The organism is Glaciecola sp. MF2-115 (assembly GCF_047250385.1).
Lineage (GTDB): Bacteria > Pseudomonadota > Gammaproteobacteria > Enterobacterales > Alteromonadaceae > Glaciecola.
The window spans coordinates 57,165-76,832 of record NZ_JBLBVM010000045.1; the positions used below are offsets into that span (position 1 = coordinate 57,165).

Here is a 19,668-nt window from a genome sequence, read left to right on the forward strand (position 1 = left end):
TAGATTGCGGGAGCAAAAACGGCTAAAGAGTTAGGTTGGGATAATGCGATTCGCAAACGCTTTTGCTTTTGCAAAACGTCTACTAGAGCGCTCACCAAGTTTAACTAGCATCAAGTAGCAAAATGGCACTAAAAACAAACTGGTGAATGTCGAAAATAACAATCCACCAATAATCGCGACGGCCATTGAATAAGTTTCACTTTCGCTTGTGGCAAAGGTAAGCGGTACCATGCCTATTACAGTGGTCGCAACGGTCATAAAAATAGGGCGTATGCGACTAACGCATGCCTCTACAATAGGGTTAATTATACTAACTGAGTCAGATTTTAGTTTATTTATTTGGTCAATTAGTACAATGCCGTTGTTAACCACAATACCCATTAGTATTAGCATGCCAATGCGACCAGTATCGCCTAAGCCAAGTCCTAGCAGCGCAAAGGTCCAATATACGCCAATAAAAGCGAGGCCGATTGAGGATAAAATAGCGATGGGCATGAGCAATGATTCAAACAAGGCTGCCATGACAATAAATATCAGAGCAAGGGCAAGGAGCATATTAATCAGCATGTCTCTTTGCGCTTCTTGGTCTTGCACGAACTGTCGGCCATATTGCCAACCATATCCACTAGGTAATTGAATGTTATCCATTACCTGCTTAATTTTTTCGATCGCTTCGGCGCGGCTAATATCTTCTAAATTGATGGAAATTTCTAAACTTGTGCGACGTTGGGAGCGTTGAATTTGCTGCATAATGGGCTGGGTTTCAAAACTCACCAACTGCTGAAGGGTAATTATACGGCCATTGCCTTCGTATATCGGTAGACCTTTTATACGTTCCATCGGAATGGCTTGTTCAGGGTGATAAACAAGGCGGATATTAATTTCGCCCAACGTGGCATCACGAAACGACCTTAAATTGCTGCCGCGCAGTGCATTTGAAATGCGCATGGCAATATCTTGGGTATTCAGACCGAGTCTGGAAACTTTATCTCGGTCTATGCGCAGCAAAAGCTCCATATCTTGGTTGCTTTCGTCTACGCCTACTTGTGAAAAGCCTTCAACATTGCTCAGTTGCAAAATCACTGATTCGCTTAATTCAGTCAGGCGCTGAGTGGAATTACCAGTTAAGCTTATTTTTACTAATTTTTGTTTCTGTTCTGACCATTCAAAAGACGGTTTCGCAATAGCTGTTGCAGGGAAGCCTTCTTTAATTTGTGATTTCAGATCCTTATATTCTCTGCTAAAGCCTTCGTTAAGTTTAACTCTCGACATAGCAAAGCCGGGAAAGATACGGCTATTCACTTGTTCAAACTCAAGTGCTTCTTGATTCTCGTATAAATATGCTTCCATCTGGTCAACAAGGGCACTCACATCAGCAAGCTTTTGCTGACCTTGAATGTGATACACAATTATAATTTCGCTTTCGCCTTGTCCCTTTTCGCCATTAAGTGACACTTGGCTTTGGGTGAAAACGCCACTTATAATTAATAAGAGAATCATTACACCTGTGGTTTTTGGGCGGCTGAGGACTTTTCTCAGGCTTGGTCGGTACCAGGCATCTAAACGCCCTTGTGTGACCACTCTTGACATTGCCGCTGGGTCTATTCGGCTGAGCATTAGCGGAATGACTGTCTTGGAAATCAGTAGAGAGGCAAACAATGGTAGGCAGATAGCCACAGCAATTTGTTCAACCAATATCGTAATAAAGTTTTTCTCGCCCATTAATAAAGGCATGAACACGATTGTTGTAGTTAGTGTGCCGCTTATAATAGCGATACTAACGTTATCAACACCCTTGAGGACTTTTTCGACGGCATTCAAAGAGCTGTCTTTTTGTTGGAGTATACTTTCGCAAATGACCACCGAGTTATCGATGAGTAAGCCGACCGCAATAAACAACCCAGCTAAGGTAAGCATATTTAGGCTAAACCCCATAAAATACATACCGGCCAATGCAAAGCTTAAGGAAATGGGTACCGAAGCAACCACGACTAAGGTGATATGGATATTACGTAAGAAAATAAAAAGCACGACAAAGGACAGCACAATGCCAAGGGAACCGGCTTGAAGTAAGTCTCCTAATGAATCCTGGATCTCTTGACCGGAATTACCCTCAATAGCAATAATAATATCGGCAAAATCATCTTCATCACGCAAGGTTTCAACAAGTGCAACTATGTTATCAGTTACCTCAATCACGTTGGCATCTGATTCTTTAAATATCTCAACGCCGACGGACTTTTTACGGTCGGTACGAATTTCGCTGTTTCGTGGCGGTGTAACCAAACCCACAGAGGCTACGTCGCTAAGTTTCACACCGGCTTTCACCTGAAAGTCACGAATATCATCCAAACTTTGATACTCGCCACTTGGCGTTACTCTAAATTTCCGGCCACCACTTAAGATAGAGCCTGAACGCACCAAGAAGTTACTAACTTGTAAGTCGCGCACTAACTGGGCTTGGTCAACTCTATTCATAGCCAATTGTGTACTGTCGAGCTGAATTTCAATGTAAGGTTGAATGACACCGCGCATTTCGACTTGACCAACCCCCTCAATGCGCTCTAAAGGTTGCTTAAGCGCGCGGTTGAGAAAATCGTAAGCACCCGACAGGTTTTTATCACCCGACAGAACTAAGCTGAGAACAGGCAGATCTTGGGTAGAAAATTTTTGCACATACACACGTTGCACATCATCAGGCAAGAGGTTGCGTACCATATCCACCTTTTCACGCACAGCCATTATGCGGGAATCTAAATCTGCACCTAGCTCCATTACAACTTGAATTGAGGCGCCATTAGCGCGACTTCGAGAGCGCAGTTCGGTAATACCGCCTAATGTGGCAACCGCTTCTTCTATGGGACGTGTAATTAAGCGTTCGACTTCCTCAGGAGTGGCACCATTATAGGGGACATTGATAAAGGCCACGGGAATATTAAGCGCTGGCAAACTCTCTTGAGGCAGGAGTTTGCTAGAAATAAGGCCAGTTACAAACAACGATATAATTATCATACCTGTGGTTACTGGTCGTTTAATCGCAAGCACGCTTAACCAAACTGTCATTGGAAGATCGCTTAGCTTTTGGCTGATACGACTTGTGTTCGGACCCTGACTTTCGTCATCAACGTTCGCTTTATTGTCTTCAGTTGTGCCACTCACAGCGGCGTCTCACTTAAGTTTGCGCTGGTATTTCCGTCACCTTTTATGGCATTAACATCAAAATTATCTGCTTTAGCACCTTCAGCCGCATAACGTTTTCTGTCAAACATACTATATAAGACCGGAATTACTATTAAAGTGAGTAAGGTGGCAATCAGCAAACCACTCATGACAGTGATAGCTAATGGTGCTCTCAGTTCGGCGCCTTCACCCGCGCTGAAGGCGAGAGGTGTTAATCCCAAAATAGTAGTAAGTGAGGTCATAATAATGGGGCGAAAACGCGAGCTACTTGCTTCAAGAATTGCTTCGGTTTTTTGCCACCCAGAGTGACGAAGTTGATTAATGCGGTCGACCAATACAATGGCGTTATTAACCACGATCCCCGTTAACATGATCACGCCGATCAAGACGATCACGCTAATATTTGTGCCCGTTAGGTACAAGCCCAATACAGAGCCCAAGACCGCAAGCGGTATCGAAAATAAGATAATAAACGGGTTAAGCAAAGACTCAAACTGCGATGCCATCACCAAGTAAACTAAAAACACGGCTAGAGCCAAGGCCATCATCAAGGATGAAAAGGAGCTGTTCATTTCTTTATTCTGACCAGCAATGGTGGCTTTCATATTAAAGGGCAAATACAGCTCATCCACCAAGTCTTGTGCTTTTTGCGCAGCTTGTGCCAAATCACCATAAGCTAAGGACGCAGACACAATCGCTACGCGACTTTGATCAATTCGATTTATTTCATTTGGCCCGACACTTTCATTAATACTTGCCACTGCAGATAAGGGCAGAGACTTTGTTTGCGCCGAATTAACGGTCAGTTGACGTATTGCTTGTGCGGAATTTCGAGCGCCTTCTTCAGCGCGCACTAAAATATCGACTTGACGGTCTTGTAGATTGTATTTACTCGCCACAGAGCCTGCAATTTTGGTCACAAGCTGATTCGCAATGTCTGAACCGCGCAGATCTAAACTCGCTAGACGCTGGTTATCAAAAATAATTTCAAGCTCTGGTTGTCCAGCACGTAGGCTGTTATTTAAGTCAATAAACTGCTCATCGGCAGCCATTTTTTGAAGCAAGCGGTCGCTATATTCTTTCAATTCCACCAGGTCGAAACCCGACAACACAACTTGTAAAGGCCGCTCGGTAGTGAACATATCCGTTTGCACAATTTCAGCGCTGACATCAGCCATTTGAGTAACTTTTTTCCGGACTAAGTCCTTTATAGCTTCTACGTCCTGACTCTTGTGCATGGTGACTAGAAGTTGTCCCCAGTTTTCGCCGCCTTTACTTGCTGAACTCATCATTAAGCTACCGCTGCCAGCTAGAGAATATGAATGCTTAACACGGTCGTCATTCGCTAGTACGGCTGCAAGTTCGGTGAGTCTAGCATCAGTTACCGCAATGGGTGTGCCTTGTGCCAAGCTTAGCTCTATTGTGAATTCCGATTTTTCGACCTCTGGCACTAGCTCTACTGGGATTCTAGGTAGTAAACTCATTACAACAACTGCGAAGATTATGCTTGCGCCTATAACCACAAAACGCAGTTGCAAACTCTTTTGCAAGAGGACCGAATAAGCCGATGCGACTTTTTCAAAGAAACCGCTAAAGAGACGATGTGCAGGCGTGAAAATCAAGGCGCCCAATTTAACAAAAACATTCACAATCAGCATAAATAGCTTGCTAATCAACATTGGTAAATAGTTAAACAGCAAGGCGAAAGGAAATATGAGGATTTTGCCGAAAACCTTGAGTATCTTTTTAAATTTGCCAACAGGTTTTTGCGTATTTGTTGGCTCGTCAGCAGCGTCAATTTCAGATTCTTCTGGCTGATTAAATTCACGTGAAGCCAGCATGGGAATTAGAGTAAGTGCAACCACTAGTGAAGCCAATAAGGCAAAGGTCACGGTAATGGCTTGGTCACTAAATAGTTGACCAGCAAATCCTGTTACAAAGGCCAATGGAAAAAACACAGCGAGAGTTGTTAGGGTTGAAGCAGTTACTGCTCCAGAAACTTCTTCCGTTCCACGTACGGCAGCCTCAACGATGCCTAAACCTTTTTCGCGATAGCGGGCTATATTTTCAAGCACCACAATCGCATTATCTACCAACAAGCCTACTGCCAAGGCAATACCGCCCAGTGACATAATATTGAGGCTAATATCATTGGCGAACATCAAGTTAAAGGTCGCAATAATGGAAACCGGTATGGCTAAGGAAATAATGACGGTATTAAAGAAGTTGCCTAAAAAGAGATATAGGATCAGCATAGCTAACACGCCGCCCATGATCGCCGCGCTTTTGACTTCATCTACCGCATTAACAATAAACTCAGATTGATCGTAAATGATGGTAAAAGATAAGCCCTCAGGTAGTGTTTTCTTTAAGTCAGTGAGCTTAGCGTTGACTGCTTTAGCTACCGTAACAGTGTTTGCATCGCCTTCTTTATAAATGGCGAGTTCTATGGCCTCGTTGTTATTCACTCGAGTGATGTCTGTGCGCTCTTTTTCACCGTCAATTACGCGTGCAATGTCTTTTAGATAAATCGTTCGGCCTTCTTCCTGCTTAACAATCATGTTGCTAAGCTGCTCTAAAGACACAAACTGGTTAACGGTACGCACTAAGTATTCTTGTTGCCCATCGTAGACTCGACCGGCAGACATATTGATATTTTCGCTTTGAATTCTGGACACGATGTTTTGGGCCGTTATGGCTCTTTGCGCCGCTTTTTCTTGGTCAAACACCACTTGAATTTCTTGTTGTAAACCACCGCCTAACTGCGCCGCAGCAACGCCAGATATGGTTTCAATTTGCCGTTTAATTTCTTGCTCGGCAAAGGTGCGTACTTGTTTTAGTGCCCGTGGATTAGTGTTGTCGGTCGACAAACCTAAACGAACAATAGGATCTAGGGAAGGGTTGAAGCGCAAGATAACAGGCCTTTGCACATCTAACGGCAGCGCAATTATGTCAAGCTTTTCGCGCACATTTTGAGTGGCGAAATCCATTGCCGTGCCCCACTCAAACTCAATAACCACATCAGACTGACCTGCTTTTGATATTGAATGTACTTTGCGAATGCCTTTAACAACACCTACTGATTCTTCAATGGGTTTACTGATCAGTTGTTCTATTTCAGCGGGTGCAGCACCGGGGTTTTCGGTTCTTACGGTTAAAGTCGGATAAGATAAATCAGGCAGCAAGGACACCGATAGCCGAGAGAATCCCACCATTCCAAATAACATCACGGCAAGCGTGAACATGGCCACAGTAACTGGCCGTCTGACTACCGTCTTTATAATACTCATAAACTAGTTTGCCGCAGCAACAGAACTATCAGCGCCTGCATCGCTGCTATCTACATTGTTCTTATTCACTGGGCTTTGACCGGTGCTACTTTGCTCCGTGCTACTTTTTTCGAGACTAGTTGTTACCTCAACCGTACTTTCTTCTTGGCCAATTATCTTGACCTCGGAGTCTACTTTTAAGCCTAGTTGCCCAACAGTAATAATTGGGGCTTTTGCATCTAAAGGTGTTAACACTTCAACCATACCGTCTTCTTCAAATCCGGTTTCCACAATGACTTTTTTCGCTTTGTTGTTTTCGACAATAAACAGACTTGTTTCAGTATCGGTTACCAAGAGCGCTTTTAATGGCACCAATTGCGCGTTTTCACGTTCATCTAAGGTGAGTGACACTTTTGCAAACATACCTGGCTTCAGACGATAAGCTTCGTTATTAACATTCAGAGTTACCTTAAAAGTACCTGAGGTGGTATCGATGATGGGAGAAATCAAAGCGACTGTTGCGGGAATTGCTTGCGAAGTAGATGGAAACTCTAACTCAGCTTCTTGACCTATACTTACGTTATTAATTTCAGATTCAGGCAAATACACCACGCCTTGCAGCGTATCGAGGGCAACAATTGAAAACATCTCGCCGCCCGGATTAGCCGTCATATTACCTTCTTTAACCATGCGCTCGGCCACAACTCCCGAAATAGGTGCTCGAACCTTGGAATCGCGTACTTGAATTTGAGCAACTTTTTGTTGGTTGCGTCGGGTTTTTACCAAAAACTCAAGTTTTTCAAAGTCTTTAATCGACACCAACTGATTGCCTTGAACCGGTTTACTTCTATTAAACTCAGAGATAGCAGATTCTAAATCAATAGTGGTGCGCTCTAATTCAAGTTGGTAGTTTTCTGAATCGATTTCGGCAAGCACGTCGCCCTTATTCACAAACATGCCTTCTTCGACCAAAATCTTTTCAATCATGCCAGTAACCTTATTCGTCACCGTGCTTTCGGCCCGTGCTTCTAAGATCGCCGTTGTTTTGTAGGTATTCGAAATCTTGCCAAATTCAAGAAAAGTGGCTTCAACAGGCACTTGATAAACACTTTCTTCGGACTTTTCTTTTTGTTCTTTCCCACCACCAGAACAGGCAGACAGTGAGATTGTGGCAACAGCAATTAAGGCTAAACTATAGAATTTAGTGCGGGGCATGATAATCCATTCATTATAATTTCATTACATTTCAAACAAGTTTACGCTGAATATAAACAGAGTGACACAAACCAAATGTGTAAAATTGTAACGACTAATTAACGGAGTATATTGGAAATTGCTAGAAGCGAAGTAAAGACTGATAACTTATGCAAGCCCCATTCTCAATTCCTTTTGACTCGAGGGGCTTCTGGTATATCTAGGGACGTTTATCTACAAAACACCAACTTCAAGTAAAGGTGTAATCCAGTAGCGGATGATTTTGTCCGGATTTGTTGTGCTTAACAAGTGGCGAAGTTGCTCAGAATTTACTTCATTGTGAATGATTTCAAAGCGATAAAAGTCACGATACCCTTCTACTTGTTCACTTACGTTGTAATGACTATTTGCTTTGCTGAATCCTTGAATTTTTACTAGGCTAAAACCACTGATGCAGCTTTCATCCATTAAGGTATCAACAACTTTATCTTTCAATCCTTCTGGCACTATAGCAGTCAATATCAGGTTATTTTGAATTTGCGTCACGGCGGCTCTCCAACCAAATGTAAAATACAGGAATTAAGAACAAGGTAGTAAAGGTTGAAGTAAATAGTCCTCCAATTACTACAATCGCGAGGGGCTTTTGAATTTCAGCGCCTGGCCCGGTAGCAAAGGCTAGAGGAAATAGTCCAAACATGGCGGTACTGGCAGTCATTAAAACTGGACGTAGTCGTCTTTTTGCTCCCAGAACAATACGTTCAACTAAGTTACTAATCTCGTACCTAGATTGCTCAAAGTAGCTCACCATAACGACTCCGTTTAATACAGCAACTCCAAGAAGAGCAATGAAGCCAACCGATGCTGGGACGGATAAGAATTCGCCACTTATAAATAAGGCGATTACACCTCCCATAGTTGCAAATGGAATGTTAGCTAGTATTAAGCCAGCTTTGCTAAGAGTGCCAAATGTTGTGAACAAAATTATAAGAATGAGGCCTAAAGCAACGGGTACTACTAGCATTAGATTGGTAGCGGCACGTTGCTGATTTTCAAATTCACCACCAAAATTTAAAGTATAACCGACGGGAAGATCGAGAGACTGATTCAAAGCTAGCTTGAGTTCGTCAACAAAGCCGACAATGTCTCTATCCTTCACGTTTGTAGTAACAACTGCAAACCTATTGCTATTCTCTCGCTCAATAAGTATTGGTCCTTGTTTAAATGAGATGGAAGCAATACTTTCAAGTGGTATCAAACTCGCATCGGGCATTAAAATGGTCATCTTTTCTAGGTCATTTATTGTCTTGGGCTTTAGCTTGTTTGCATCGGCAAGGCTGAACACTATCGGTGTTTTTTTCTTCCCTTCTATCAGAGTTGATAGCTCACTAGATTCAATTTGAGATTTAACAAACATGGATAATTCCGCAATTGTCATGTTGTAAGCACTAGCAACCTCAGGCTTCAAGCTAATGTTTAGGAAGTCACCGCCCTCAATTACTGACGCGTTTACATCAACACTTCCTTGCAATGTGCGGGTACGTTCACTTATTCGCTCTGCTAATTTCGCTAATGTCCTTATGTCATTACCGAAGACTTTAATGGACACATCCCCAGTGCTACCCGTAAGCATTTCAGATACGCGCATTTGAATTGGTTGAGTGAATCCAACGTTGATACCTGGAAAGCCATCGAGGACTTCTCTTATTTCATCAATCAGTTCTTGTTTACTCTCAAAACGCCATGTATCAACAGGTGCAAGCTCCATGAAAACATCCGTCTCGTTCAAACTCATTGGGTCTAGTCCGATTTCGTCTGCACCAACACGAGCTACGATTTGCTTTATTTCTGGAATCTTAGCGAGTAGGGCGTTTTCAATTTGGATATCCAATTCAGTCGATGCTGTTAAGGAAATGTTTGGTGACTTTTCCAGTTGTACGATGATGTCGCCTTCATCCAAAACGGGCATAAAGGTTTTACCTAGTAGCCCGTACAATAAGATACTACCTATCAACACTACTAGCGTAACGATGATAACGGCGGTTGGTTTTAGGATGGTCTTTTTGAGTAGGTTCTCATATTTATCTTGGAGCCATACTACGAAGCGTGGTTCAGAAATGGTATCTGCTTTTAATAATAGTGAGGCTAAAGCGGGTATCACTGTTAACGACAGTATTAAAGACGAAATCATAGCAAATACGATAGTGATTGCTACGGGCTTGAATAGCTTGCCCTCAAGTCCTGTTAAAGTTAAAAGTGGGGAAAATACAATAATTACAATAATAGTGCCTGAAACAACCGGCACGGCAACTTCCTTGCAAGCACGAAAAATCAAATGTAACTTGGGAAGGGATGTATTTTGTTTGAGATTGTTAACCGTATTTTCAACGACAACAACTGAAGCATCTACTAGCATACCAATAGCAATCACTAGTCCACCTAAGCTCATTAAGTTAGCGGACATATTAAAGTGATTCATCAATAAAAAAGTACAAACGGCTGATAATGGCAATACAAGAGATACAACAACAGCTGCGCGTATATTTCCAAGAAATAATGAAAGCAACAGTATTACTAGAGCAACGGCGATTAGCAAAGCTTCTTCAATTGTACCAATCGCGGTATCAATTAAGTTTTTACGATTATAAAAGACGTTAATTTCAGTGCCTTTAGGCAGCGTCTTCTCGATTAAAGCCAGTTTTGCGGTGACATTTTCTATAACATCTGCAGTATTGGCTCCCTTTAGCGCAATTACAATCGCTTCGGTAGTTTCAACACCATTTCGAGTTACTGAGCCGTACCGAGTTAAGTGTCCTATCGTGACATTCGCAACATCTTGTAGATGGATAGCTGTGTCATTTTTATTGGCGATAACAATATTTTTTAATTCATATAAGCTTTGCACGCGACCTTCCGTGCGAACTATGAGTGTATCGTTACCAATATTTAAGCGACCAATGCTGCCATTTTGGTTGATATCTTGAATGGTTTGGCTTAACTGACTAAATGACATGCCAATACTTGCTAGCTTTACAGGATCAGGGCTAATTTGAAAAGTTTTTGCGAAACCGCCAAGAATATTAACATCGGCGACCCCATTTATGCTTCTTAGTAGGGGACGTATTTCCCATTCTAATAACTGTCTACGCTCAATTAGCGTCATTCCAGGGTTCTCAATAGAGAACATGAACATTTCACTCAGTGCAGTACTCATCGGTGCTACACCACCTTCTAACCCTTCGGGCAGTGAAGGTAAAACATTTGATAGGCGTTCCGCGACTTGCTGGCGAGCCCAATAGATGTCAGTACCTTCTTTAAAGTCAATGGTTATATCAGTGATCGCATACTTCGTAGTGGAGCGCAGTATCTCTTGATCGGGTATCCCCAATAGCTCGGTTTCAATGGGAAGTGTAACCTGCGCTTCGATCTCTTCCGCCGTCATGCCAGGCGCTTTAAGTATTACTTTCACCTGCGTTGGTGATATTTCAGGAAAGGCATCTATAGGCAATGCAAACCAAGCAGAAATGCCCGCAATGAATAAAAACAAAGAAACGATTATTACAAATATACGCTGAATAAGCGAAAAACGAATTACATTGGAAAGCATCTAATTATAACCCCATACCTAGCAGAATTCCTTGTACAGCACTGACTGAAGTTACCAATACTTTTTTATCTGCTAATGACTCAGTTGATTTCACCACATAACTGTCATCATCAGATGTCATTAGGATTACCTTGACTGCTGAAAAGTTTTGCTCATTTTTTACGAAAACATAATTGAGCCCTTCCCAATTGAACACGCTGGATTGTTTTATTTTGTAGGCTTGGGTTTGATACTCTGGCCTTACACTGATCATTTGACCAATAACTAAGTTACAGACACTCGCTATAGGTTTACTCCAAGCTGTTTGATAGAAAGGAGAGTTTGCGTTCTCAGTGAAGTCGATTTCAAGCTGACAATATTCACTTCTGACAAATAACGGTTTCTGAGTGACATCAATGGGTAAGTTAATTTGCAACCTAATTGCTTGCATAGGTGTGAACAATGCTATCGTGTTTCCACTATTTACGATGTTTGTCGCATTGTATTGAATAATTCCGGCCACGGGTGAAGCTAAAGTCAGTGCTTCTTTTTCGTCGTCGACACTGAGAACTAAATCGAAGAAGTGTGTAAGCTCGTCATATTCCATTTTTGTTTCATGAAATTGAACACTGATATCTAACCAAACTTGTTCACTAATAGCTTTGCGCTCGTATAGCTTTCGATTGTTATCAAATAAAGCCTTAGATTGCATGTACAGGGTTTTCTTTAATTCATAAAGGCGGTGAAAATGATGAACTTCGGGGCCTTGAATAATAGCGAAAGCTTCATTCTTATCGACAGGATCTCCAGAGCCCTTCAAGTACTCTAGTTGTTGTACATCGATTGGTGATTTAAATACATAAGACTGGCCCGGTAAAGCAAAGACTTTAGCCATGGCATCCTTGCCAGAGTATGAAGAAACGGGTTCGATTGTGTCTGTTTTTAAAGATAGTGCGCCTAAGTTTTTTACGTCAACACTCAAGTCTTTAGCAAAAGCTGACATGCAAATAAATGCTGTTGATAAAATAAATAGGGATAACGTTTTCATAAGGTAAGTCCTGCTGCTTGTCTCATTAAGGCAATTTGACGATTTACTTGGATTAGGTTCAATTCAATATCTTTTTCTGAATCAACAGTGTTGAGTAATGTTCGAATATAAAACTCTTGATCAGGAGCGTTGGCTCCCCTTAATTCCTGCATTGCTCGGGCTAAATCGAGCACATTGCTTTTGCCGGAATCTAGGAGGTTTTGTTTTTGTTTCAGAAACTCAAACTCTTGTAACAAAGCCGCTTGTGCGTCAGCGAGTTGGTTAATCAGCTTGCTTCTAGCAATATTATATTCAGTCGTAGCGTTTAAATATTGGCTTTGCTGAATAGTCGATAATTTATTGCCGATGGTTAAAGGGACTTCGATACCAAGCCCAATTTGATTTTCTGAATAGCTCGGTGTTTCAACTCGCTTCCCGGTAACTTGAACATTCCAAGCAGCTGTTTTCTTACTTCCACTTAATAAGCTTTGCTCTGTGCTTTGATATGCTGCATCTAATGCTAATACATCCGGGTGAGCGCTTACATTCAAAAGATTTAGCTCCGGCGCCTTTTCAATAATGTCACTAGGCAACTCTCTCAAGCCCGTTAGCCTTTGATACTTTGCTGTCAAACGGTTGATGTTTTGATGATGTTGAAGAAGTAGGATCTTTTGGTCGTTGTATTCTTTTTGGACGATCAATGACAGATATCGAGGGATAGCTTGAACCGCAGCCAAGTCACTGTACTGTTCAGACAAAGCTAACAATATTTCTTGTTTTTTAGTGACAATTGCGGCTGAAACTTGTTCGGCTCGAATATCCCATAGAATGTTTCGAATTAGACCTGACAAATAAAGAGCATATTGTTTTTGGGCATTGACACGAAGTGCTTCTATATTGCTACTTAAGCTCTTTTCAACTTTTCTTAAGAAAGGAGACTTTATGGGAAGATTTAGACTGATTTCAGTTTCAGTAGTTCCCAAGCTATCTTGACTATCTAAGTACATTAAAGAAGCTGATGGGCTACCATCTAACCAATCCAAATTGTCTGCGTTGAATGCTAATTTTTGTTTCTTTTTTGAGATACCATTAGACTGCTTCTCTATTGCAGCCGTTAAGCTATCATGTAAGGTTATGCTAGTTTGTGCACCAACTAACGAGTAGATGCTTAGCAATAAAACTAAAATAACAAATTGTTTCAAACTCATAACGTTAATACCCAAGCTCACTCGCAACCCACATTTATTTAATGTTGTATTATGCTTTAAAGTTGACGAATAGTTATTAAACATATGTACTATAAGGCATCGAACATATGTATAACGATGGCGCTAGAAGGACTAGTTTCATGACGCAGAGGTCTAAATGAGGAATGCAGTAATAACATTAATTTTGATCACCATTATGGTGCTCAATGCTTTGGATGTAGTCGTTGATATTGGTTTGGGGGTTCCATTTTGGCATATCGTACAGGAAAGTATGCTGGTGGTTCTTTCCGCGATAGGTGCGGCATTACTTATTTTTCACATGCATAAAAAGAACAAGAGCTTAAAATATTTAGCGCTGGATTTGGCTGATGCAAATAAACAAATAAGCCTGTTGAATGGTAAGATCCAAGAAGAACGCAAGCGCTACAGTTTAGTGATCAAGGAGCAATTTGAGCATTGGGGTTTAACTACTGGAGAGCAACAGGTTGCGATTCTATTATTGAAAGGTCTTAGTTTCAAAGAGATATCGACAGTTCGGGAAACTAAAGAAATGACTGTCCGTCAACAAGCCTCAAGTATTTATTCTAAAAGTGGTTTGGTGGGCCGACATGAGTTTTCGGCTTGGTTTCTTGAGGACTTTTTAAGTTAATTTGTGATGAAAGTATATAATTTATAGTTCGTCGAACTATATATAAACGCTGTTAAGTTACCACCGCGAAAGCGGCGGTGACGGGGGCAAAAACGCAGTAGACCTTGGGATCTTCGTGTTAGTCTTTTAACGTCAATACACTTAAGACGACAACTTCGACACAGCCTCTATTAAGTAATCTCGTGAACAACCAAAGTTAAGGCGGAAAAAATCCTTCTCTCCAAAGTCTCGACCTGGAGATGGGCCAATGCCTTTTTCTTCGCACCATTTCTGAGTATCACTTACACTAAGCCCACTAGCATCTACCCATAGCAGAAAGGTTGCTTCTGGAGAGATGGCTTTCAAGCCGGGTATTTTATTAATTTCTTTTACTAAGTAGTCGCGGTTTTCTTGCAAATACGCAAGTTCTGCTTGATGCCAATCATCGCAGTGTCTGAAGGCTGCGTTAGTCGCGGTTAAACCTGTAACCGTTACCCATGGCACAATTCCTCTTGCCGATTTGTTAAATGCAGCGCGTACTTTTGTGTTTGGTATGATGGCAAAAGATGTGCCTAAGCCTGCCACATTAAACGTTTTGCTTGCAGCCATAAGCGTTACCGAATGATCTGCTAATTCCTTGTGTGCGCTAGCGGGTAAATGCTGTAGTGCATCGAGTATTAGATCGCAGTGAATTTCATCCGAACACAGCATCACATTATGTTTTCTACAAATCTCGGCTACCTTGTCGAGCTCACTTTGCCTGAGTACTGAACCTACCGGATTCATTGGGTTACATAAGATAAACAAGGTCGCTTTTGGATCTGCTGCGGCTTTTTCCAATGCATCGAAATCGAGTGTCCATCGACCATCGACTTCAATGGTGGGCACACAGGCTCTGTCTAAGCCATTGATGCTAGGTGCTGCCAACAGTGGAGGGTAATTGGGAGATTGCACGATAACAGTGTCACCCGCTTCGCAATAAGCTTGAATTGCCACATTGAAGGCGGGAACCACACCAGGCGTCCATACGATCCATTCGGGCTCAATTTTCCACTTGTATTGTTTTTCACACCAAGCAACGACTGCTTCAATCGCGTCTTTATCATGTGAAGGAAGAGTGTAACCAAGTAAGCCATCGTCAATGCGTTTGTGTAAGGCTTCTAAAATCGGCTCGGCGCAACGAAACTCAGTATCAGCTATCCACATTGGTAAAATATCGGTGCCTTTGTATTTTTCCCACTTATAGGCTTTTGATGCTGTACGGTCTGGTTTATCACTGAAGCTCATTGCTGATCCTTTGGTTTTCGAATGCGTGGCCTAAGAGTCTAATTCACAAACAATGATAACCAAAGAACTAGTCGATATATTTCATAACCTTGAGCTTGGGGCACAACGTTTTATATCGACTAGCTTGCAAGTAAAGCGGCTTAAGACTCAGCCGCTTCAAGTTCAGATTCTAAGCGTTTACTTTCATCTGCTCTTGGTTTCGAGAACCTAGCGATTAATTTGTAAAGCACAGGTGTTAGGAACAGAGTGAAGACTACTGCGATACCTAAGCCTCCAAACACAACCCAACCGATTGAATTTCTTGATTCAGCGCCTGCGCCGGTGGAGAGGATGAGTGGTAGCCCGCCTAATATCGTCGACATTAGGGTCATCATTATTGGGCGAAGACGCACCGAAGCTGCCTCTACAATCGCGTCGTTTACAGCAAGTCCTTGGTCGCGTAATTGATCTGCAAACTCTACGAGTAAGATAGAATTTTTTGCGATCAAGCCTATGAGCATCACCAAACCAATTTGTGAATATATGTTGATGGATGTTCCCGTGAGATAAAGTGCGTAAATTGCCGCTGCAATACCAAATGGAACGGTCAGCATCACAATTATTGCGCTATTGATACTTTCGAATTGTGCTGCTAGTACTAACAGAACAATAATGAAGGCAAACAAATAGGTCATTGTGACTTGATTCGAAGTTTCTTCAAATGTGAGAGCTTCGCCTAAGAAGACAAGGCCAATACCACTCGGCAGGTTTTCATTGGCAATTTCACGCAACTGGTTAACAGCATCGGCCATCGACATTGTTTCCGGAAGTTCAAGCTCAATCTCAATAGCTCTGCGCTGTGCATGACGTTCCAACTCAGCGGCAACACCTTCTTCGCTTATATATGCAAGGCTGGATAAGGGCACTAAATTACCGTTTCTGGATTTCACGTAAAGGTTCGTGAGATCAGATGGATTGGTAGATGCTCGGTTGCTCGACTGCAAAATTAGAGGAACAGCTTGGTCGCCAATATTCAAATCGGTGACATCATCGCCATTAATCGCAGCGCGCAAAGTCGTTGATATATCAGTAAAGGGAACGCCTAACTCTTCAGCCCTGCGGCGATCGATGTTAACTCTTAACTGAGGTTGTGTTGGTTGATAACCAATATCAGGGCGGCCAAGTTCTGGCAGACGCTCTTCGATTAACTTACTAAACGCCACAGCAGACTCATAAATACGAGCATAAGTATCACCCGTTAAAGCAAACTCCAATCCGCCACCTTGCCCACGCAAATTCAAACTATTGCTGCCGAATGCTCGAGCGGGAGCACCTGGAATGCCACTTAATTTGGGGCGCATTTCATCTATGATTTCTTGTTGAGATTTTACCCGTGTATCCCAGTGAGTGAGTGGCACAGTAATGAACAAGATATTTGGATCCCATCTTCCCACTACCGTGTAGATTGAATCGACATCGGCATCCTCAACATAGGGGAGTAATAGCTCTTCAATCTTTTCAGCTTGTCTGTTCATATAGTTTAGTCCAACTCCATCCGGACCACGCGCGAAGACTCTTATTGTGCCTCTGTCTTCTGAAGGGAGAAGTTGATTTTCTATTTGCTCATATAACAGTGCTGCGCCACCTGCGGTGATAACGGACAACAAAACAGTTAACCATGACAGCCTCAGTGCTTTGTGAAGAACAAACATATAAGCATTCAATATGCGAGTACCAAACGCTCCAAGCGTGCGTTCAAACAGCCCACTGCTTTTTGTTTTGATGGGTAGTTTAGCGGTTAGGGCTGGCACTAAGCTCAATGCAACGAAAGACGAAATAATAACAGAGCCTGCTAGCACGCCACCAAATTCTCTAAACAACCTTCCGGCAGTAGAAGGCAAAAATGCAATTGGAATGAAAACAGCTGCAAGTACAGCCGTGGTCGCAACTACCGCAAAAAATACTTCTCTAGTTCCCAATACCGCTGCAGCTCTTGAGCCCAAGCCTTGGGAACGACGCCTTTGAATGTTTTCTGAAACTACTATGGCATCGTCGACTATTAATCCTGTACCAAGTACCAATGCAAGTAGTGTTAAAATATTTATTGAGAAGCCGAGAGCCCACATGATGACCAAAGCGCCGACAAGAGATACTGGAATTGAGAGTGCTGGAACGAGTGTTGCTCTGAAATTACCCAAGAATAGCCAGAGCGTTGCAATGACCAATAATATGGTGAGGAAAAGTGACACTATCACTTCGTCAACTGAGCTACGAATAAACTCAGCGTCATCTGAAGTGACAACAATATTTAGGTCGTCAAAGCGTTTGTCGAGGTTTTTCACCATCGCTAATACTTCATCAGATATTTCGATAGTGTTTGAACGAGCTTGGCGAATAATACCCAAACCGACAACCGGCTTTCCATCCAACCTTACTAAGCTTCTGGCATCAGCGGGGCCAAAATACACGCTTGCAATATCACCAATGCGAGTATCACCAGAAACAACAATCTGTTCGATATCTTGTGTGCTGATTGAGGTTGCATCCGCTCTTACTATTAGCTCTTGGTCTTCTGATTTTACACTTCCCGCAGGTACATCAAATGGAGCTAATCTTAAAGCTGAAGATACGTCTGTCATAGACAAGTTAAAGCTGGTTAATCGAAGGGGGTCAACCGATACTCGCATAACGCGTTGACGTTCACCATTCAAAGAAACATCGGCAACACCGGGAATACTTAAAAACAGGGGAGCTAAGTCAACTTCAACTCTCTCTGTTAATGTTTCCATGTCGAGCGAATCACTGCTAATGGCCAAGCTAACAACTGCTTGAGCATCGTTGTCGGCTTTAATGATAGATAAGCTTTCAACTTCAGCAGGAAGACGACGTTGAACACGGCTGACAGATTCTCGCAGTTCGTTAGCAGCATCTTCTAAATTTGTACCAGGGCGAAACTCAACTCGAATGCGTGAGGAGCCCTCTTCACTTGAAGCTCTTATGGAGTCTACGCCACTGACCCTAGCCACAGCACCTTCTAAGCGACTGGTAACCTCGCTATCGACAGTTTCTGGTGAGCCGCCTGGATAGCTCGCAGACACCGTTACTATGGGGCGATCGACGTCAGGGAGCTCTCTGATTTCGAGATCGTTAACGGCTGCAAAGCCCGCCAAAATAATTAGCAAGTTAAGTACCATCACCAACACGGGACGGCGTATGGAAAGAGAGGGTAAGTCGTTTATTTGTGAAGCATTACCTTTACTCATGAGATTGACTCTTTTTGATTAATGGCCTCAAGTGCTTGCCCTTGGCGCAAACTTTGAACCCCTTCGACCACAAGCATAGCGCTGCGGTTAAAGTCACCATTAACTAAAATTGTCCCACGCAAACGTTGTTGAATTTGCACATCAACTCGATTTGCAGCGCCATCAACCATTTGCCATACATATGCACCTGTAGCTCCCCACAATAGTGCGGCTTCCGGAATAGCAACATATTCTTGGCCTTTCACCGTCAGCTTCACTCTGAAGCTCATTCCTGGGCGGTATTTGTCTTCAGAGTTGTTTAAAAGAGCTCTAACGCGTATCGTTCTGTCCTGCTCATTAATTCGCGAATCGATTTGCGCGATACTGGCATCGATATTTATGTCGCGATTTTGCCATGGAGTAAGAGTCACTTCGGGATCATTTCCGAGAACAGCGACTGCGACCTCAGGTGCTGAAAAGTTGATATAGAGTGAGTCCCTATCATCTATCGTTGTGATAATTGTTTGTTGGTTAATGCGATCACCGACTTGTACGTCCGTAAAACCAACAATTCCACTGAAGGGAGCCTTTACTATTCTTTCATTTAACGCGACTTCAGCTTCTTTTACTGCAACCTCGGCTAACGCTAACTGTGTGCTTGCCGCATCAACCTGATTCTCTGCCGCGGCTCCTTTTTTTTGACTCTCCAATATGCGTTTATATTCTCGACTAGCGTCTTTCAATTGAATTTTGCTGCGCTCAAAAGCCACTAATTCCCGAGCGTTGTAAAGTGTAAGTAGTGCTTGGTCTTTCTCTACTTGCTGACCGGGCTTAAAATTAACCGCGGTGACACGCTCGCTGACTGCTGGGAAAATAATGACTGACTTCACTGCCTCAGCAGTACCGACTGCTTCTAAATTTATTTCTTGTGCTTGAAAGGCTAGGGGTTCGGCCAATACCTCTGTTTTTCGTTGACCTCGTTCACCACGTGATTGCCCATGCGCTGTGCTCGCAACCATAAAAAATAGTGCTAAAACGAAAATGGGAAGCAGGCGGCTAGAAGTCGGCATA

General features: G+C 42.6%; 11 protein-coding genes. 1 reads left to right on the forward strand and 10 read right to left on the reverse strand.

Annotated features, from left to right (window positions below):
- Nucleotides 1-30 precede the first annotated feature (30 nt).
- The 7 genes from ACKLNX_RS06255 to ACKLNX_RS06285 all read right to left on the reverse strand — a co-directional run bounded on the left by ACKLNX_RS06255 (nucleotide 31) and on the right by ACKLNX_RS06285 (nucleotide 13,461).
- A complete protein-coding gene (locus ACKLNX_RS06255) occupies nucleotides 31-3,159 on the reverse strand; it encodes an efflux RND transporter permease subunit (protein WP_412971673.1) in 3,129 nt (1,042 codons plus the stop codon).
- Nucleotides 3,156-6,470: an efflux RND transporter permease subunit gene (locus ACKLNX_RS06260; protein WP_412971674.1), complete on the reverse strand. Its 3,315-nt coding sequence runs from the start codon at nucleotides 6,468-6,470 to the stop codon at nucleotides 3,156-3,158. The genes ACKLNX_RS06255 and ACKLNX_RS06260 overlap by 4 nt, the downstream gene beginning before the upstream one ends.
- A gap of 3 nt (nucleotides 6,471-6,473) precedes the next feature.
- Complete coding sequence (locus ACKLNX_RS06265; RefSeq protein ID WP_412971675.1) at nucleotides 6,474-7,664, reverse strand: efflux RND transporter periplasmic adaptor subunit; 1,191 nt, start codon at nucleotides 7,662-7,664, stop codon at nucleotides 6,474-6,476.
- Between the two features lie 213 nt (nucleotides 7,665-7,877).
- Complete coding sequence (locus ACKLNX_RS06270; RefSeq protein WP_412971676.1) at nucleotides 7,878-8,189, reverse strand: DUF3240 family protein; 312 nt, start codon at nucleotides 8,187-8,189, stop codon at nucleotides 7,878-7,880.
- Nucleotides 8,170-11,247: an efflux RND transporter permease subunit gene (locus ACKLNX_RS06275; RefSeq protein ID WP_412971677.1), complete on the reverse strand. Its 3,078-nt coding sequence runs from the start codon at nucleotides 11,245-11,247 to the stop codon at nucleotides 8,170-8,172. The genes ACKLNX_RS06270 and ACKLNX_RS06275 overlap by 20 nt, the downstream gene beginning before the upstream one ends.
- 4 nt (nucleotides 11,248-11,251) lie before the next feature.
- Nucleotides 11,252-12,274: a hypothetical protein gene (locus ACKLNX_RS06280; RefSeq protein WP_412971678.1), complete on the reverse strand. Its 1,023-nt coding sequence runs from the start codon at nucleotides 12,272-12,274 to the stop codon at nucleotides 11,252-11,254.
- A complete protein-coding gene (locus ACKLNX_RS06285) occupies nucleotides 12,271-13,461 on the reverse strand; it encodes a hypothetical protein (RefSeq protein WP_412971679.1) in 1,191 nt (396 codons plus the stop codon). The genes ACKLNX_RS06280 and ACKLNX_RS06285 overlap by 4 nt, the downstream gene beginning before the upstream one ends.
- A gap of 157 nt (nucleotides 13,462-13,618) precedes the next feature.
- Between ACKLNX_RS06285 and ACKLNX_RS06290 the strand changes: the two genes are divergently transcribed.
- Nucleotides 13,619-14,110, forward strand: coding sequence for a helix-turn-helix transcriptional regulator (locus ACKLNX_RS06290; protein ID WP_412971680.1), 492 nt, complete (start codon nucleotides 13,619-13,621; stop codon nucleotides 14,108-14,110).
- A gap of 141 nt (nucleotides 14,111-14,251) precedes the next feature.
- Here ACKLNX_RS06290 and ACKLNX_RS06295 read toward each other — a convergent pair whose 3' ends face one another.
- The 3 genes from ACKLNX_RS06295 to ACKLNX_RS06305 all read right to left on the reverse strand — a co-directional run bounded on the left by ACKLNX_RS06295 (nucleotide 14,252) and on the right by ACKLNX_RS06305 (nucleotide 19,667).
- Nucleotides 14,252-15,376, reverse strand: a complete 1,125-nt coding sequence (locus tag ACKLNX_RS06295) for a MalY/PatB family protein (protein WP_412971681.1) — start codon at nucleotides 15,374-15,376, stop codon at nucleotides 14,252-14,254.
- Between the two features lie 140 nt (nucleotides 15,377-15,516).
- A complete protein-coding gene (locus ACKLNX_RS06300; RefSeq protein ID WP_412971682.1) occupies nucleotides 15,517-18,618 on the reverse strand; it encodes an efflux RND transporter permease subunit in 3,102 nt (1,033 codons plus the stop codon).
- Nucleotides 18,615-19,667 carry an efflux RND transporter periplasmic adaptor subunit gene (locus tag ACKLNX_RS06305; protein ID WP_412971683.1) on the reverse strand — a complete coding sequence of 351 codons (1,053 nt, stop codon included), beginning with the start codon at nucleotides 19,665-19,667 and terminating at the stop codon, nucleotides 18,615-18,617. Before ACKLNX_RS06305 ends, ACKLNX_RS06300 begins: the two co-directional genes overlap by 4 nt.
- Nucleotide 19,668: the final 1 nt, after the last annotated feature.

Bases quoted from the DNA above. Each gene is read 5' to 3' on its own strand.
- ACKLNX_RS06260 (WP_412971674.1), bottom strand. From the start codon at position 6,470: ATGAGTATTATAAAGACGGTAGTCAGACGGCCAGTTACTGTGGCCATG.
- ACKLNX_RS06265 (WP_412971675.1), bottom strand. From the start codon at position 7,664: ATGCCCCGCACTAAATTCTATAGTTTAGCCTTAATTGCTGTTGCCACA.
- ACKLNX_RS06275 (WP_412971677.1), bottom strand. From the start codon at position 11,247: ATGCTTTCCAATGTAATTCGTTTTTCGCTTATTCAGCGTATATTTGTA.
- ACKLNX_RS06280 (WP_412971678.1), bottom strand. From the start codon at position 12,274: ATGAAAACGTTATCCCTATTTATTTTATCAACAGCATTTATTTGCATG.
- ACKLNX_RS06285 (WP_412971679.1), bottom strand. From the start codon at position 13,461: ATGAGTTTGAAACAATTTGTTATTTTAGTTTTATTGCTAAGCATCTAC.
- ACKLNX_RS06290 (WP_412971680.1), top strand. From the start codon at position 13,619: ATGAGGAATGCAGTAATAACATTAATTTTGATCACCATTATGGTGCTC.
- ACKLNX_RS06295 (WP_412971681.1), bottom strand. From the start codon at position 15,376: ATGAGCTTCAGTGATAAACCAGACCGTACAGCATCAAAAGCCTATAAG.
- ACKLNX_RS06300 (WP_412971682.1), bottom strand. From the start codon at position 18,618: ATGAGTAAAGGTAATGCTTCACAAATAAACGACTTACCCTCTCTTTCC.
- ACKLNX_RS06305 (WP_412971683.1), bottom strand. From the start codon at position 19,667: ATGCCGACTTCTAGCCGCCTGCTTCCCATTTTCGTTTTAGCACTATTT.